The sequence below is a fragment of the Sphingomonas sp. 179-I 2A4 NHS genome, from assembly GCF_045369135.1.
In the GTDB taxonomy this organism is placed as follows: Bacteria; Pseudomonadota; Alphaproteobacteria; order Sphingomonadales; family Sphingomonadaceae; genus Sphingomonas.
In genome coordinates this window covers 1-15,937 of sequence record NZ_JBIQFL010000007.1, presented here as the reverse complement: position 1 = coordinate 15,937, position 15,937 = coordinate 1, and the positions used below count along the sequence as shown (strand labels likewise).

The 15,937-nt window shown below is 66.3% G+C and carries 13 protein-coding genes and 1 pseudogene; 5 read left to right on the top strand and 9 right to left on the bottom strand.

Annotation, left to right across the window (positions count from 1 at the left end):
• Positions 1–79 precede the first annotated feature (79 nt).
• From ACH0CP_RS13000 to ACH0CP_RS12980, 5 genes and pseudogenes are all read right to left on the bottom strand, one after another.
• Positions 80–922, bottom strand: a complete 843-nt coding sequence (locus ACH0CP_RS13000) for a putative zinc-binding metallopeptidase (RefSeq protein ID WP_406889603.1) — start codon at positions 920–922, stop codon at positions 80–82.
• A pseudogene (locus tag ACH0CP_RS12995) lies at positions 920–1,198 on the bottom strand (zinc-ribbon domain-containing protein); the annotation flags it as partial. The pseudogene ACH0CP_RS12995 and the gene ACH0CP_RS13000, both read right to left, overlap by 3 nt.
• A gap of 112 nt (positions 1,199–1,310) precedes the next feature.
• Positions 1,311–1,868 carry an NADH dehydrogenase ubiquinone Fe-S protein 4 gene (locus tag ACH0CP_RS12990; protein WP_406889365.1) on the bottom strand — a complete coding sequence of 186 codons (558 nt, stop codon included), beginning with the start codon at positions 1,866–1,868 and terminating at the stop codon, positions 1,311–1,313.
• A 49-nt stretch (positions 1,869–1,917) separates the two neighbouring features.
• The gene (locus ACH0CP_RS12985; protein WP_406889363.1) at positions 1,918–2,424 is read right to left on the bottom strand and encodes an Hsp20/alpha crystallin family protein; all 507 of its coding nucleotides are present in this window, start codon (positions 2,422–2,424) and stop codon (positions 1,918–1,920) included.
• 94 nt (positions 2,425–2,518) lie between these two features.
• Positions 2,519–2,992, bottom strand: coding sequence for an Hsp20 family protein (locus ACH0CP_RS12980; protein ID WP_406889361.1), 474 nt, complete (start codon positions 2,990–2,992; stop codon positions 2,519–2,521).
• Between the two features lie 347 nt (positions 2,993–3,339).
• Here ACH0CP_RS12980 and ACH0CP_RS12975 point away from each other — a divergent pair, with 347 nt between their 5' ends.
• Positions 3,340–4,071, top strand: a complete 732-nt coding sequence (locus ACH0CP_RS12975; protein ID WP_406889358.1) for a Bax inhibitor-1/YccA family protein — start codon at positions 3,340–3,342, stop codon at positions 4,069–4,071.
• A gap of 311 nt (positions 4,072–4,382) precedes the next feature.
• On the opposite strand, the gene ACH0CP_RS12970 is transcribed toward ACH0CP_RS12975, so the two are convergent.
• From ACH0CP_RS12970 to ACH0CP_RS12955, 4 genes are all read right to left on the bottom strand, one after another.
• The gene (locus ACH0CP_RS12970; RefSeq protein ID WP_406889355.1) at positions 4,383–7,841 is read right to left on the bottom strand and encodes an AAA family ATPase; all 3,459 of its coding nucleotides are present in this window, start codon (positions 7,839–7,841) and stop codon (positions 4,383–4,385) included.
• Complete coding sequence (locus tag ACH0CP_RS12965; RefSeq protein WP_406889601.1) at positions 7,842–9,089, bottom strand: exonuclease SbcCD subunit D; 1,248 nt, start codon at positions 9,087–9,089, stop codon at positions 7,842–7,844.
• Positions 9,090–9,316: 227 nt separating this feature from the next.
• Entirely contained in the window at positions 9,317–11,614 is a 2,298-nt protein-coding gene (locus ACH0CP_RS12960; protein ID WP_406889352.1) for an AAA family ATPase, read from the bottom strand.
• 384 nt (positions 11,615–11,998) lie between these two features.
• On the bottom strand, positions 11,999–12,205 hold the full coding sequence (locus ACH0CP_RS12955) for a hypothetical protein (protein WP_406889350.1): 207 nt from the start codon (positions 12,203–12,205) through the stop codon (positions 11,999–12,001).
• A gap of 45 nt (positions 12,206–12,250) precedes the next feature.
• Here ACH0CP_RS12955 and ACH0CP_RS12950 point away from each other — a divergent pair, with 45 nt between their 5' ends.
• Genes ACH0CP_RS12950 through ACH0CP_RS12935 form a run of 4 tightly spaced genes read left to right on the top strand, consistent with a single transcriptional unit; the run spans position 12,251 to position 15,803 of the window.
• On the top strand, positions 12,251–13,729 hold the full coding sequence (locus ACH0CP_RS12950) for a Mu transposase C-terminal domain-containing protein (protein ID WP_406889347.1): 1,479 nt from the start codon (positions 12,251–12,253) through the stop codon (positions 13,727–13,729).
• Positions 13,726–13,911 carry a TniB family NTP-binding protein gene (locus ACH0CP_RS12945; protein WP_256926793.1) on the top strand — a complete coding sequence of 62 codons (186 nt, stop codon included), beginning with the start codon at positions 13,726–13,728 and terminating at the stop codon, positions 13,909–13,911. The genes ACH0CP_RS12950 and ACH0CP_RS12945 overlap by 4 nt, the downstream gene beginning before the upstream one ends.
• A gap of 11 nt (positions 13,912–13,922) precedes the next feature.
• Positions 13,923–14,648 (top strand): TniB family NTP-binding protein, encoded by a 726-nt coding sequence (locus tag ACH0CP_RS12940; protein ID WP_256926792.1) that lies wholly within the window; start codon positions 13,923–13,925, stop codon positions 14,646–14,648.
• Between the two features lie 12 nt (positions 14,649–14,660).
• On the top strand, positions 14,661–15,803 hold the full coding sequence (locus ACH0CP_RS12935; RefSeq protein WP_144037329.1) for a hypothetical protein: 1,143 nt from the start codon (positions 14,661–14,663) through the stop codon (positions 15,801–15,803).
• The last annotated feature ends 134 nt before the right edge of the window (positions 15,804–15,937 follow it).

The window sequence follows — 15,937 nt, the reverse complement described above, 5'->3', positions numbered from 1 at the left end:
ACACGCGCCCGTCTCTTTACCCGCTTGGAAGCCGAGTGCCTTGTCCCTCATCTGGGCCACTCCGTTGCTCTGCTCGCCGTTAGACCCCGTGCCCGAACATCGCGATGAGCGCGGTCAGATCGGAGGCTTCCTGCCCCGTCTGGCGCGCAGCGGCTCGTGCGACCACTTGGTTGGCGAAATCGAGCTTGAGGACGACCCCGGGGTTGAGCCGAAAAGGATAGAGGTCGGGGTGCCCCATCGCGCGGTTGACCGCGTTGAGGGCGAAGGAGGTGGGCAGCCAGCGCCCGACAAGCGCGGCGGTGTCAGCGCTGTAAGCATCGATCTCGTCCCCTGTCCCGACCTGCGCTTTGAGTGCGACGCCGAAGTCCGTCATCGCCCCAAGTGTGTCGACGATATGGAGGTAATGGGCGAAGGTTTCCGCGAAGTCCTCCCAAGGATGGGCTGTGGCGTAGGCACTGATATGGCCGTCGGCCCAAGCGGGGGGAGGGCCGCCAGCATAGTAGCGACGTACCGCCTCCGAATAATCGGTACGCTCGTCCCCGAACAGCGCTCGGAAGCGATCCTGCATGTCGGTCCCGGCAACGAGCCTATACCAATAATAGTGGCCGATCTCATGACGGAAGTGACCGAGAAGGGTCCGATACGGCTCCCCCATTTCGTGTCGGATTCGCTCGCGCGCCACGTCATCCGCTTCGATCACGTTCAGGGTGATCACCCCGTCGGCATGCCCGGTGAGGAGCTGCGGCACGTAGCCGTTTTCCGCGGCAGGGTCGTAGAGGAAGTCGAAGGCGAGACCGTCCGGCCGCTCAGCTTTGGTCTCGAGCGGCAGGCCGAGCTTGATCACGCTTCGGATCATACGACGCTTGGCCTCCTCGATGCGTCGCCAACGTTGGAGGACGCCGGGGACGGCGAGATCGGGGATGATCCGGTTGTGCCGGCAGGCCCGGCACATCGCTGGCCGCGCCGTCGCGCCGTCTCCCGAGACGTCTGCGAGCCAGTTGCACGCGCCATAACGCTGATTGGCGCAGGGCTTCAGAGCCGCTCGCGCTCCTCTTGCATCCTGCCACTCGCCTGATTGGGGGTCGAGATATCTGAAGGCGTCGATCCGCCAGTCGAAGCCGACCGGACGCGCGCAACTGGGGCAGGCGCTTTCCTCGAGGTGAAGCTGTTGCCGACAGTTGGGGCAGGTGAAGGGCAAGGATCGGTCCCCTTAGTCTCATGTGGAGATCGGCACACGGAGATGAGCAGCGCGCCTCCGATCGCGGACGCTCGGGAGAGCGGCGCGCGTTCGTTCCGGCTCAGCAAGCGCGTCAGCTTCGGGAAACGCAGCGATCCTGCGGGTGCGATCCTCCGACCTCCAACAGATGCCAAGAGCTCGGCTCACCGCAGCAAACAGGATGCGGCCCGGCCGGCATGCAGCAGGTCGGGACGCCGACATGGTCGAAGCGCAGCGTCTCCTGCGGACGAGGCTCTGCCTTGCGTGTGGTCCCGAGGCATTCGTACGGGATACCGTATCGCCGGCAGTAATCCTCGGCTGCCTCCCGCGAGCGAAAGCTGAGGTCCAGATGGGTAAGGGGATCGCACCCACCGGTCCAGCCGGTCAGCGGATCGACGAAAGGGCGCGCGCGTACGCGGAACCGAAGATGCCACAGCCCTTCACGGGCTCGGCCGCCGGAGCGGTTGCCAAGCGGATCGGGCTCGATGATCGCGACCGCGCCTGTCGGGATCGCGCTCGCGTAGCGCCTCCACTGGGCGTCGTACGACGAGGCCGCCTCAGTCGCCTCGTTGTCGTTCGCGATCTGTGTGGGCAGCGTGGCCTGAACAGGCTCCGCCTCCCAGGATGAAGCAAAGATCGGGTTCGTTGCCATGTTCGCCTCCGAAAGGGGCAGCCGCTCCTGGCGGCTACCCCACGTCCTATCAGCTAGCGTTGATCGGAATGGTGCGCCGGCTCTCGATCGTCTCTGCTGTCTTGGGCAAGACGATCGTCAGCACGCCCTTCTTGAAGGTCGCGCTCGCCCGGTCTTCCTCGACGCCGCGCGGCAACCCGATGTGGCGCTCGAAGCGGCCATATGTTCGCTCTGAGTAGCCGCGTTCCTTGTCCTCGGTTTCGGCGCGCTTCTCGCCGCGGATCGACAGGACGTTGTCCTCGACCCTGATGTCGACGTCCTTTTCGTCGATGCCAGGCAGTTCGGCGGTGACGCGGATTTCCTTGTCCGTCTCCGAAAGCTCCACGGTGGGCCAGTCGAGGCTACGCCCCCAGCCGTTCAGCGCGGGCACGCCGAAGCCGCGGAAAACGTCGTCGAACAAGCGGTTCACATCCCGGTGCAGCGACACAAGCGGATGCTGCTGGTCGGGTGCCTGGTCGGTTCGGACGGGAGCACGGCTTTCCTGCCGGCCCCATGGAATGAGATCACGAATTGCCATGATGGTTTACCTCCTTTCCTGGCAGGTGTTGAACATGGCCCATCGGCCGCTCCGCGTCGCGGCGCGCCGATAGAGCCTTTCATTGTCGCGGGGATCAGGCCGCTGCGCGGTCGTCGCCCTTGGGCGCTTCGAGTCGATCGCCGTCGCCGCTGCCGCCAGCGATCTCGATCTTGCGCGGCTTCATGGCCTCGGGGACGACGCGCTTCAGCGCGATCGACAGCAGGCCATTCTCGAACCGGGCATCGCCCGCCTCGACGAAGTCGGCAAGCTGGAAGCGCCGCTCGAAGGAACGAGCAGCGATACCGCGGTGCAGATACTCGCCCCTGGTGTCGTCCTCGGCGCGCTTGCCGGTGACGGTGAGCAGGTTCTGCTGAGCGACAATCTCGATGTCCTCAGGGCGGAAACCCGCGACCGCGAGCGTGATGCGGTAGCTGTCGTCCCCGTCCTTCACGATGTCGAAGGGCGGATAGCCATCATCCTCGCGGGCACCTGACTCGAGCAGGTTGAAGAGACGGTCGAAGCCGACCGTCGATCGCCGATACGGCGAAAAGTCGAAGTTGGTTCTCATCTCCAAATCCTCCTGTGAGCAATCTGGGCATGAGAAGCGTCGGAAACGGAGAGCCGACGCCCTCTATGTCCACCGGACCCGAACGGCGTCCGGCACGACCAAAACTAGTCAGGGCTGGGTCGGTTTCAAGAGTTGACCGTCGAGATTGTCCAACATCTGATCGAGTGATCACCCCTTGAAACTTATGCGGCCAACTATAGTTTTGTCTCTGCGGACCGGGCCCCTCTGACGGAGGCAGTCTTGCCCCCGTGATATCGGACCGCATCGAGCGCGCTCGGTGCAGGATCGCGAGCTCCCTTGTGGAGCCGGCCGAGTGCCTCATTGACATTGGAGCAATGGAGTGAGGCATGAACAGATTGTTCGAACCGAATACCTATCGGCCTTTTCCCTCGGCCCGAGCTGCGAGCACGGCCGCGTATGATGAAGGCCTGCGCCGGCACATGCTTGGCGTCTATCGCAATATGGCTGTCGGCCTCGGCATCACCGCGCTGGTGGCGTCTCTCGTCGCGAGCGTGCCAGCGCTGTACCAGCCGATCTTCGGGACACCGCTGAAGTGGGTTGCGATCTTCGCGCCGCTGGCGTTCGTCCTGTTTTTCTCTTTCAGGGTCGAGCGAATGACGACCGCACAGGCGCGGGCGGCCTTCTTCGCCTTTGCTGCGGTCATGGGTCTCTCGATGGCGAGCATCTTCCTGGTGTTCACAGGCACCAGCATCGCGCTCGCCTTCTTCAGCGCCGCGGCCGTGTTCGCGGCTATGAGCCTGTGGGGCTACACGACGAACGTAGACTTGTCGCGCTGGTCGACCTTCCTGATGGTCGGTCTGATCGGCGTCGTAATCGCGAGCCTCGTGAACCTGTTCGTCGGCTCATCGACGCTGCAGCTCGTCTTCTCGGTAGTCGGCGTGCTGGTGTTCACTGGCCTGACGGCTTGGGACACGCAGCGCCTCAAGAGCGAGTATCTCGCTTATGCCGGGACCGAACGGGCAGAGAAGCTGGCGGTGATGGGCGCGCTGTCGCTGTATCTCAACTTGGTGAACCTGTTCCAGCTGCTGCTCAGCCTGTTTGGCCAGCGGGACGAGTAAGGGAGGTGTAGACCGACGCGGTCGCCGGACTGGGCAGCGCCGTCGTCTCGACGATCGGCGCTGCCGGCCGCCGCGTTTCCGAATGAACGTCGTCGCGAGCGGTGCAGGTTGTGTTTCCACCTCGCGCAGTCTCTTCGGACCTGCTGTGGGGGCCTTGGGAAATGGAGCCGGGCTCTATAGGGGCCGACCGACCGCATCCGATCAGGCGTCTTCCCCTCAGGACCGCCCATGGTAGCTTAGGTCTTCCGAAAGAGCCTGAGCGGCGGCCCAGTGCGGCCTCAGCGCGGGGAGATGCCCCGGCGGCGCGGGTTTCAACCCAGCGCGCACTCCGAGTGGATATCGGCGCCCACCACGGAGCGTGCGATCGATTTGAGATGGGGATGGTGGGTGAAGAAGAGGACCTGCGTCGACCTGGCGAGCTCCGCCAGCACGCGGAAGCCCGCTTCGGACCGGTCGTCGTCGAAATTGACGAAGAGGTCGTCGGCTAAGAACGGCAGACGGACGCCCGCGGCGACGGACTGCTCGACGGCGGCGAGGCGCAATGCGAGGAACAGCTGGTCGGTGGTACCCTCGCTCATGGCGCCGACTTCGACGACGGTCCTGCCGTCGTCACGTACCCCGAGGAGGCGCGGCGAGGCGGCGTCGCTGTCGATCCGCAGCGCGGCGTATCGCCCGATCGTCAGGGCCGAGAAGAGCTCCGAGGCGCGAAGCAGCATCGGATCCTGGTGTTGCTCGCGATATCTCTCGATTGCCCAACGCAGCGTCACCGCCTGCGCCCGCTTCAGGATATATTGCTCTGAAAGGACCGCCAGCTCCGCCCGGGCCTGACCCGCGTCCGTGGCAGCGTCGATGGCGCTGTCTCCCTCCTGCTCGAGATTGGCGAACGCCCTCCGTGCATCGCCGAGCCGGCCCGCCGCGGCATCCACCTCGGCGTTTAGGTCCGCCAGTTGGGATTCGAGCGTCTGTGTCCTGGCCGCCAGGCCGTCCGGATCGACGCCGTCGAGGGATCCGAGGAGTTCCGCAAGACCTTTGCCGTCGCCGGCCGATGTGATCGCCGTCTCGGCATCCGCGACCGCCTCCCGGAGCGCTCTGACCGCGCGAGATCGCGCGATGGCGGCCGCGAGCTCGTCGACGCCTTCCGAACCCGTCTCCTCCATCAGGCTCCTGAGGGAACCCATGGCCGCCGCTAACCTCGCCTCCTCGGCCTCCACCTCTTCATTGCGGGCCTCCATGGTGGCCTTCAGGGCGTCCATGACCTTGGCCGTGGCGCGCGCGGAGGTCAGGCGGCTCCGTAGCGCGGTCAGCCGCTCCTCCGGATTTTCGGACGCGGGGATGCCGACGGCGTCGCCGGCCGCGTGGACCCTGGCGCCGTGGTCGGCCGCGTCCCTTTCCATCCCGTCGAGCCGTCCCTGCAGGTCCAACAGCGCCTCGATCTCGACGCGCAGCTCGTCGAGTATGTCGAGCGCGGCGATCGCGTTTCCGAGCTCGAGGTCGAGCCCGGTCTGGTCTAGTTGCTCGCGCCACTGAGCTTCACGGACGGCAGCCACGTCCTCGAGCCGCTTCCTGCGTCGTCTGAGGGTGTCGGCGTCCTGCTCGATACGCGCCGCGGCGGCCTCGTCGAGCCGTCTCTGCTGCTCGGCCGCCTCAAGGTCGGCCCGCAGTCGCCCGGCGATCGCCAGGATGGGCGCGATCTCGGCGGCATCCGGCGGGGCGGCGCCTTGGGCGAGACATGATGCGAGTGCCTGTCGTACCTTGGCCCGGCGGACGTCGGCCGCCTCGGCTTCCGCCATCGCCGCGACGGAGGCGGCGTACGCCGCCTCGGCGACATCCCTCGCGGCGTTCCAGCCGACAAGGCGCGTCGGCTCCATATCGATATGGCCCGCCGCTTCCAGCCTCTCCCGCCAGGCGCTTCGTTTGGTGTCGACGCGCTCCTCCGCGCCCTTCGCGCGAAGCTCCGCCTGCTCCGCATCGAGCATGAGCTTCGCGACCCGGTTCTGCATGTCGGCAAGACGGCTCGACTCGTCGGCCGCCGCGAACCGCAGGTCACTGAGCTGGTCCGCCTCTGCCAGGGTGGCTTCGAAGACGGTGACAGCTTCGCCCGGCGCGGCGATTGGCGCCGCGGTCAGAATGTGATCGCGGAGCGGGTGCCAGTGTTCGTTGCGGGCGGTGCGCGCGCTCTGGATCTCCTCCGCGGAGACCGCGTTCCCGGAGGCGAGCTGCTCCATTTGGAGGGAAAGGGCCGCGGCCTCCTCCCGGGCGCGCCCGGCGGCGGCGGACTCCCGCTCGGCTTCGGCCGAGAGGTTCGCCATCGCCGTCCGCGCTTCATCGATCTCCGCCTGTTCGATTCGGGGGAGCTCCAGGAGCGTCGCGGCGTCGCCGCTCCACGGCGCCAGCCGCGAAAGCGACTGCGCCAGGGTCGTCGAGGCTGTGTCGGCCGTCCTCCGCAGGGACTGGCAGCGGGCGTCGAAGTCGGCACCGAGCGCGCGCGCGGCGTCGACGGCGGCGATGACCGGCCCCAGGTCGCTATTCGGCTCATCGTCGGTCTTGCGCGGGAGACCCGAGGCCGCCCTCCGCCGTTCGTCGAGCTCCTCCTCGCTCTGCGCGATCTGGGCGATCGCCGACCTGTCCTCGACGTGCGAGAGCGCGAGTTCGCGCAGCCTCGCGCTGGCGATCCGTGACGGTGGATCGGCGGCCAGCGCGCCAGCCTCCTCCCGTAGGCGTTCGATCCGGCCGGTCCGCGTAGCGTGCTCGGTCCTGAGTCGGACCATGTCGCTGCTCGCCTTCGCGACCGCCCCCGAGGCGCTCACGAGCGTGTCGACGAGATCCGCCTGAGCCAGTATCGCCTCGTCCGCCACAAGCGCGTCCACACGCTCGGCTGCTTCCTCAGCCAGCTTCGCCGCGGCGGCCTTCGCGCGGCCCGCGGACGCGGCCTCGCCCATCGCGGTTTCTGCCGCCTCCTCGCGCTGCGCAGCCAGCTCGATAGTCGCACCGTGTGCCTCGAGGGCGGCCAGGTGTTCCGCCCGCAGGCGCGCCGACGGCGCGATCCGGCGGATCCGCTCCGCGCGGCTCATCTCGGCGAGCAACTCGTCGCGCCGACGTTGGGCCTCGTCCAATGCGGCCTGCGCGGTCGCCACCGCCGCCCTCGCGTCGGTCCAGATCCTCGGTCGGAGCGACCTGTCGCGGATGGAACGCAGGCCGGCCTCAAGTTCCCGCTGGGCGACGGTGAAGGAGCGTCTGTTGGACGCGCGTGGACCCCAGATGGCGTCCGCCTCCTCCTCCAGCCGCGCCAGCTCGTCCGAGACTCCGGTAAGGCCGGAGCCGGCCGCGAACAGCGCCCGGCCAAGGTCATTGCGGGCCTCGACCATGGCCTTGCCGCCGGCCCGCAGGCCCTCCTGGTCCAGGCTGAACGAGAGGCCGAAGGTCTCCCTCGTCTGTCCCCTGAGCATCGCGAGGAGCGCGCCCTCGTCGATCGGCCGGTCGTCCGGACCAACGAGCGAGGCGTTTGGGGCCTTCTTGCGGCGGCAGGCGAGCGTGGCCCCCTCGTCCTCAAGCACGGCGCCGACCCGCAGGAGCGAGTAGTCGTACATGAAGTTGTAGGGCGATCGGACTGGGAAGCCGAACAAGAGATCCGACACCGCGGCGAGCGACGTGGTCTTGCCGGCCTCGTTCGCGCCGTAGATGACGTGCAGGTCCGGTTGGCCGTTGCGGAACGAGAGCGAGCAGTCCTCAAAGTGGCCGTAGCGCTCGAGCGACAGGTTTACGAAGCGCACCTACGCCTCCCCAGTCAGGCGCGACCGCAGCGCGAGTGTCGCCGTTTGGAGCACCGCCGTCCAGTCCCCGTCGCCCGCGGATCGCCGCAGGCCCTCGTCGTCGGCATCGTCCGGCGACTGGCCGATCGCGGTCTGCGTGGCGAGCATGAACGGGGCGAGGTCCTCGGCGAGGAGGGCGGCGAGCTCCGGGTCGGTAGCCGCTTGTCCGATGAGGGACGACAGGTCGTCCCCAATCCGGATCTGCTGCGGTTGCGCGGGCGGTCCGACCAGCACCTTCACCCTTTCGATGAACAGGTCCGGCGATATTGACGCGGCGACCGCGCGCGCGTCGTCGCGGATCGACGACACGCCGTCGTGTAGTGCGCCGGCGTCCGCGGTCTCGCCGGTGAGCGACACTCGTGCGACGAGAGGCAGGCCTGCCGCATCGGCCTGCCAAGTGGAGAGGAGTGATGCGCGCATGAGCGAGGCCACCGCGTCTGCCGCCGCCCCGGTGCAGTCGACCTCGACGTGCGCCCAGCGCAGTACGTCCAGTTCGACGTGCTCGATGTTGACGATCTGGGCGTCCTCCACCGCCACTATTACCGCGCCCTTAGGCCCGGTCTCGCGGATCGTGCGTCCCTGCGTGTTGCCCGGGAAGACGACGTATGGGTCTTCTGAGACGACCTCGTGCTCGTGGACATGGCCGAGCGCCCAGTAGTCGTAGTGCTTGGACCTGAGGTCCTCCAGGCTGCACGGGGCGTACGCGGCATGGCCCTGGCGGCCGGCTAGCGCGGTGTGGAGCACGCCGATGTTGAAGTGGTGCTCGACCGCGTCGGGATAGGCGAGGACGAGGTTGTCGGTAACGGCCGGCGTTGCGAAGCTCTGGCCGTGCACGGCGACGGCGAACTCCGGCAGGACATGAGTCTCCGGGCGCCTCGTCCCGAACAGCTTGACGTTGTCGGGCCAAGGGATGCTGCGCGTCAGCACCGACTCCGCGTCATGGTTGCCGGACAGCAGGAAGACCGGGACGTCAGCCTGGGCGAGCCGACCCATCGCCCGCGCGAAGTAGAGGCCGGTACCCATGTCCTTCCAGTCCCCGTCGAACAGGTCGCCGGCGATCACCACGAAGTCGACTTCCTCGTCGAGGGCCCGTTGGACGAGGTTGTCGAATGCCGCCCGGGTCGCACCTCGGATGTCTTCCTCCGGAAGTCCCTCGTATCTCGACAGGCCGCGCAGCGGGCTGTCGAGGTGGATGTCGGCGGCATGCAGGAAACGGAAGTCTGTAATGGCTCACCCCCAAGCGTCGGCCGCGCAATCTTCATCATCACATCGCGCGCGCCAACATGCAGCACAGTTTTGATGCCGACAACTCGGTGTCGTTGCACGCGCTCCTATGAGCAAACGTTGTCGATAGCTCTCAGGTTTGCGGTCTGTGTTGCCAACAATCCTCGGCGTCCTCCGGCGGAATGCCCCAGGCTTTCGACGGCCAGAAGGTATCAGGTGCAGAGGCCCTTCAGCCGTTTTAGGTGGTTCCCGTCGACGTGTTCCATCATGGCGAAGAGCGCAGCGGCCGCTCCCCGCGTCTCCTCGAGGGTCATCGTTGAGAAGGACAGCAGGTCGTCGAGGTTGTCGGAGTGGGATTCGACTTGGGTGAGCCGTTCGAGCGCCGCCAGCCTCTCCCTGTCGAGATCCGGATAGTCCGCGCACAGTTTGTCGAGCTGGCCAGGCAGTCCTCCACCACCCGGACTCTTGAAGGCGAGGAACACGTCGAGCACCCGGCGGATCACGTTGGGCATCATGTAGCTGTGGTCGTCGTAAGCGTCTGGCTGCTCGGCGAAGCGCAGCACGTGACTGAAAAGGAAGTGGTACTCCGAATCGTACTCGCGGAGCAGCTTCGACATCTCGATGATCCTGGAGGAGCGGCGGTGCTCTCCCTCGGGGATCGTGACGTCAATGTAGAGGAATGTGGCGGTCGGATCCTTGCCGGCGGGAGGCCGTGCCTTGCCCTTCCAGGCCTTTCGGAACTCGTTCATGCACTGGAGATTGTGCGTGAGGACGAAGACCTGCGCGGCTTTCTCGAGCCGCGTCCTCACGAGGGAGCAGGCGAAGTTTAGCGCCTTGGTGTCGAGGCTCGAGACCGGGTCGTCCACCACCACGATGACGTCCTTCAGCTTCCGGTTGTCCGCCTCGATGGAGGAGAGGAAGTAGGAGATCGCGATGGCTGTCTTCTCGCCCTCGCTCGGCATGCCGGTGATCGGCGTCCCATGGCGGTGCAGTTCATAGCCTTCGTCGACGGGGTTGATGGTCAGCTCGCCGTGGCCGAGGTAGGCCGCGATGAGCTTGTTGATGACGGCGGCCGCGGGGCCGTGCGTCCGGATGCGCTGGCGCAGCTCGCGTGCGTTCTCCCGCAGGGCGGACAGCGCATCGGTCTCGACCTTCAGCCTGGCGGTGGCGTCGCCGACGTCATTCGCCGTCTTGGCGTATTCCTCGCGGCAGTCGACGATGAAGTGGCGGCGGATGGACGTCTCCGCATCCTCCTTCCGCTTCGCGAAGTCGGCGACGCCTTGGTTGTGGACTGCGATCGTCTCGTTGACGCTCGCGACGCTTGCCGCCAGGCGCTCGGCGGTGGCGAGCACATCCGCCTCGGCGGCGACGTCCTTCATATCCGCGGGAGAGGCGGGCCGCTCCAGCTTTGCGGACAGCACGCCTTGCAGCGTGCGCAACTGCTCCGCGAGCTGGCGCGCGTTCTTCGACGCGTCCTGCCTCAGGTCCCTGAAGCCGGGCCGCAGTTCGCTGGCCAGGTCGTCCACCGCGGGCAGCTGGGCGGCCAGTTGGTTGATCGACCCTAGAAGACCGTCGAGACGTTCGGCGGTTCTCTTCAGGCGGGCGACGAACTGATCGACCCTGTCGTCGAGCGCCGCCGCCAGCAAGGCGCGGCGTTCCGCCGGGATCTCGTTCCCGCACAGAAGGCAGTCGGCCAGCCCGTGGGCGTCGTGGTATTCGTGGCCGCGCTTCAGCCAGAGTAGCATGTCTGGGTGCCGCCGCACCTCCTCGAGCGCGACGGTCGCGAGCGACTGGCCGCAGACCTCGGCGATGAACCGGTAGGCCGTCTCGATGGTGCTCTTTTCGAATGACAGCGGGTCGCGGCCGGGCATTGGCTCGTCCATCCTGCGGGTGTCCTCGGCGGCCTTCAGCTCGTCATCCGTCAACCTGGGTCCTTCATGATCCTTCCAGGTGTCGAAGTCCCTCGCGAGCGCCGGCGCCTCGTACTTGCGGCTACCGAGATGGAGGCGCGACGCGACCGACTTGGCGCGCTCGCGCTTGTAGCTGGCGAAGGTCTTGTCCGCGGCCCTCTCGGTCGCAGCCGCCGCCTCGCTCTTCGCTTCCGCCTTGACGATGTCGCCCCCGATCCTCGTCAGCTCGGCGGCAGCTTCCGCCTGGTCCGCGCCGATGTAAAACACCGGTTTCGCGCGCCCGGCGGCCCATTGAAGGTTCTGCTCGATGTAGTCCGAGTTGAACACGAGCATCCGTTGCTCGAACCCTTTGGGATTGGTCGGGCACCCGAACGCCGTCCCGTCGTCCAGCGTCACCTCGAACGTGCCGCTCTGCGGGAGCTTCGGGTGCGGTCCACCCGACTCGAGGCTTGCGAACAGCCGCGACAGCGTGCTCTTGCCCGAACCGTTAAACCCGTAAATCAGATTGTAGCGTCGGAAGTTCAGGGACGGCGATCGCGCGCCGCGGTCGGCGTAGATTCCCATTCCCTGCAGCGACTTGATGTTTGTGAGGATCCCCATTGCAGGACTTCATTCCTCGCTGCGATTATTGTCAATCTAGGAGCAATATTGAGACCGGCCGCAGTTGAAGGTAGCGCTGCAGCTCGAATGTGGCGACAACCTGTTCGATGCGGTCGCCAACCTCGCAGCTGGCAGGCCCCACAAGGGTATAGCGCTGCCCTCTGCGTTTGTCAGATCAGCGCTGGACGGCTTTCGCGTTGCGCTCCACCCAAAGGCAAGAGGCGAGGACCGTCTCTATGCACGCTTCTCGTGTCCGATAACATTCCTTATCGGACACGAGTGACAAGGCACGGGGAGGGTGGCTGTCGGTTCTCCTGAAAAGGTGGACGCAGTCGGCAAATCTCGACTGAAGTCCGTCCACACCTGAAAGAGTGGACAATCTCCTCAAAAGAGCGGACGCTCGCCAAGCTGGATCAGCCGAGGCGTCGTACCATGCGAACCGCGGACCTGAAGACGGCGAGCGACGCTGACTGGGCAGAAGCGCACCGCCGCGAGAAGATCATCCGCCCACTTGCTGCGCTGGCCCGCATCCCGGGCAACGCAGCCGCCGAAGCGCTGGGTCAGCTCGGGCTGGGTCGCGCCCGTTTTCACGAGCTTCTCCAGCTTTACCGTGCGTCGCCCGTTGCCGCCTCGCTGTTGCCGCGCCCGCGGGGGCGGGAGAGGGGAGAGCGGCGGCTCTCATCGGCGGCTGAACAGTTGATCGCTCGAGGCATCGCGGATTGTTACCTCACCCTCGAGAAGCCGAGTGTGCAGGCGCTCCGCCGCTGGCTCCGACATGAGGAGCAGAAGATCGGGCTGAAAGTGCCCAGCACCAAAGCGATCCAAGCGCGATTAAGCAGATTGCCTCCCCAGACGGTCACGGCGCGCAGGCAAGGGTCCAAGGCCGCTGCTGACAAATGGGAGCCGACACGCGGTGTATTGGAGGCCAGCTATGCGCTGGAGCTCGTCCAATCGGATCACACCCTGGTCGACGTCATCGTAGTCGACGACCTGTATCGCAAGCCGATCGGGCGGCCGTGGCTCACGCTGATGGTTGATATCGCGAGCCGCACGGTGCCGGGGTTCCACCTCGATCTGCTCGCACCTTCGGCCGTGTCGGTTGGCATGTGCATGCGCCAAGCCGTCCTCCCCAAGGTCGACTGGTTGGCCGAGCGTGGCATGGAGGCACCTTGGGACAATCAGGGTCTCATGGATCGGCTACACCTCGACAATGCGCGCGAACACCGCTCCGACGCTCTGAAACGCGGCTGCCGTGCCCACTCGATCTCGCTCGAGTATCGTCCGGTTCGGCGCCCGCACTTCGGCGGTCATATAGAGCGCCTGATCGGGACGGTGATGGGCGCCGTCCATCTTCTGCCCGGCACGACGTTCTCAAACGTGGCGGAGCGTGGCGACTATGACTCCGAAGCCGAGGCGTGCATGACGCTGGGCGAGTTGGAGGTCTGGCTCGCCGCGCAGATCATCGGGCCGTACCATGCAGAGCGGCACCGCGGCATCGGCATCCCGCCGGCGCTCGCCTGGGCCGAAGCGATGGATCGGCGACCGGAGCTGGTGCGGCTGCCGGTCGATCGCGCCAGCTTTCTCTTCGACTTCCTGCCTTGCGAACTACGCGCGGTGACCCCGCATGGCATCAAACTGTTCCATACGCACTATTGGGATGACGCGCTGTCCTGCTGGTACACGCGACCCGGGCAGACGATGCCGATCCGATGGGATCCGCGTGACCTTTCTCGCATCTGGCTCGAGCTCCCGCATGGCGAGCACCTCGAGGTCCCCTATCGTGACCTCCGGCGGCCGGCGATCACCCGCTGGGAACAGAAGGAGGCGGTTCGCACCCTGCGCGAGCGTGGTCAGCACGCGGTTGATGAAACGCTGATCTTCCAAGCGGTGGAGACACAGCGCCTGATCGTGGCAGAAGCCGCTCACAAGACAAAGGCCGCACGGCTCGCGCTCCAGAGGACCAGGGCGGCCTTGGCCGATGCACGGCGCGCCAGAAGCAGCGGCAAGCCCACCATCGAGGACGACAGACCCACAGCTCCGCCGGGCGCCTCGAGTACGGATAAGAGCGGTGATCGGCAGGCGCTACCGTACCTCGTCGAGGAGATGCCCAGGTGAGCGATCTGTCGCATCTTGCCGAGGACTACCGCGAGCGCGCGACGTGGGCCGACGAGGAGCGGATCGCCTGGATCCGCATGGATCGTTGGCTTGGCTTCCCGAAGGCGGAGACCGTGCGCAAGACCTTGGATGCGATGCTACGCTACCCGCCGCGCACGCGCATGCCGTGCCTCCTGATCTAGGCCAGACCGGGATGGGGAAGTCCCGCATCGTCGAGCGCTTCGAGGCAGAGAACCCGCGCGGGTTCAACGACACAACGGGAACGGCGACGATCCCGGTCGTGGCCGTTCAGCTGCCGCCACAGCCGACCGATGGCGAGTTCTACGGGGAGGTTCTCGAGAAGCTCGGCGCCGGCTTTGCGGGGCGCGGCGACGTCCAGCGAGCCCGGCAGCTTACCCGCCGGATCATGGGGCAGGTGGGTGCTCGTATGCTTATCCTAGACGAGATCAACCACATGCTGGCCTGCACGCCACGGCAGCAGCGCGTCTTCCTTAACACGCTTCGGTATCTGGCCAACGACCTGCAGATCCCGCTCGTCTGCACCGGCAATCACGAGGCGCGCGCGGCGCTGCTCACGGACGCGGCGCTGGCCGAGCGGTTTGACGCGGTCGAGCTCGTCCGGTGGCAGAACGACGAGCCATTTCGGCTGCTGATGGTTACGCTCGCCGCGATCCTGCCCCTGCGCAAGCCATCTCAGCTGGAGGAGGAGCGGTGCCGGACCGCCATCCTCGACCTCTGCGATGGGAACACCGGCCGCATCTTCCGGCTCGTCGAAACGCTAGCCGTGAGAGCGATCGAGAACGGCACCGAGCGGATCGAGGTAGGAGATCTGGACGCCGATGACCTCGTGCTCCCGTCTGTCAGCATGAAGGCGTTGGCCCAGCGTCGTGGACGCGGGCGGGCGAAGGCGGCTGCTTGAGCCGTGGCTGGGGTGGCGCTGCCGATCGCGCCCCGTCCTCGTCCCGACGAGTTGCCGTCGTCCTGGCTCGGGCGGACCGCGGCCTGCTACGATGTATCGGTCGCCGAGCTCCGGCAGGTTCTATGGAAGGCTGGCCCGAGCATGAAGGGACGGCCCGATGTCCATTGGGATCTGCACGAGGCGAAAAGCGTCGTGGCCGGTCTACGGGTCGCGTCGGAGGTCGTGCTCAACCTCGGGCTTAAGTGCCGCTGGCCGGGGCTCGCGGTCGACTGGTTGCCAAGTACCGACGGCTTCGGCCGAGCGCGAGGTGAGCTCGATCTCGCCTGGTGCCGCCATTGCCTTGCCGAAGCGCACGAGGCCGGCGGGGCTTATCTCGACGCAGAGGCGGCGCTGCCGCTCGTCTTCTGTCATCGGCATGGCGCTTGGCGTCAGGACTATTGTCGGCGTTGCCGGCCGAGTCACTCGCCGCGGTTCACTTGGTCAGTCGGCATCGAGTTCGTGTGCGAAGATTGCGGCACGCCGCTCAGGACGAGCCGCTGGGCAAAGCCGACGCCAGCGGCCTATTTCGAGCCGGAGGAAACGGCCGCGGCGCTCTCAATCCTCTTCGCATTCGACGGCGAGGTCCGTAACGCGCTGCTCGGCCATCCGGCACGCTTGTTAGGGGTACAGCCGGTGCCGGCCCGTCAGTTCCTCATCGTGCTGCGCGATCTCACCCGGGCGCTGCTGGCGCCAAGCCTCTTCAGGACCAGTTACATCAATCTGTTCGACTGCCCCTTGCTGCCGATCATGCCGGAGCACAAACCGCAGACCTGGGACGAACAGCCCTACCACGAGCTGTCACCCTCCGCTCGAGCTCAGGTTCTCAGTGCGGTGGTGGCGCTCCTGGCCGACGAGCCCGTCGGCCGACTGATGTCGGGCGCGCATCTGCCGTTCCGCGAGCACCAGACACTTGAGAAGCTGCTCAATTACGTGCCTCGCTGGGTGCAAGCGATGCTGATCCGAAGCAGCGTGGCTTGGCCCGAGCCGCTGCGCGCGCGCGTCGATGCCCATCGCCGACAGACGGGTATGGACGTGGACGACGTTCTGGCGCAGTTTGATGCGTGGCGGACCGAGCGCGACCAGCGGCAGCGTGAGCGAACGTCGCTGATCGGGTGATCGCGACCGCGGCGAGGGCAGGTAAGTGCCCGCAGCGGAACAGAAATCCGCCAGTCTGATAATATACATTATGTTAAGCGCCCGCGGTTCTTGTGAGCGAGCATCTCTCCACCGGTATCTTGTCTGCAACACCA

What these genes read in the sequence shown, in the direction of transcription:
- ACH0CP_RS12990 (WP_406889365.1), bottom strand. Translation starts at nt 1,868, where the DNA reads ATGGCAACGAACCCGATCTTTGCTTCATCCTGGGAGGCGGAGCCTGTT.
- ACH0CP_RS12985 (WP_406889363.1), bottom strand. Translation starts at nt 2,424, where the DNA reads ATGGCAATTCGTGATCTCATTCCATGGGGCCGGCAGGAAAGCCGTGCT.
- ACH0CP_RS12980 (WP_406889361.1), bottom strand. Translation starts at nt 2,992, where the DNA reads ATGAGAACCAACTTCGACTTTTCGCCGTATCGGCGATCGACGGTCGGC.
- ACH0CP_RS12975 (WP_406889358.1), top strand. Translation starts at nt 3,340, where the DNA reads ATGAACAGATTGTTCGAACCGAATACCTATCGGCCTTTTCCCTCGGCC.
- ACH0CP_RS12960 (WP_406889352.1), bottom strand. Translation starts at nt 11,614, where the DNA reads ATGGGGATCCTCACAAACATCAAGTCGCTGCAGGGAATGGGAATCTAC.
- ACH0CP_RS12940 (WP_256926792.1), top strand. Translation starts at nt 13,923, where the DNA reads ATGGGGAAGTCCCGCATCGTCGAGCGCTTCGAGGCAGAGAACCCGCGC.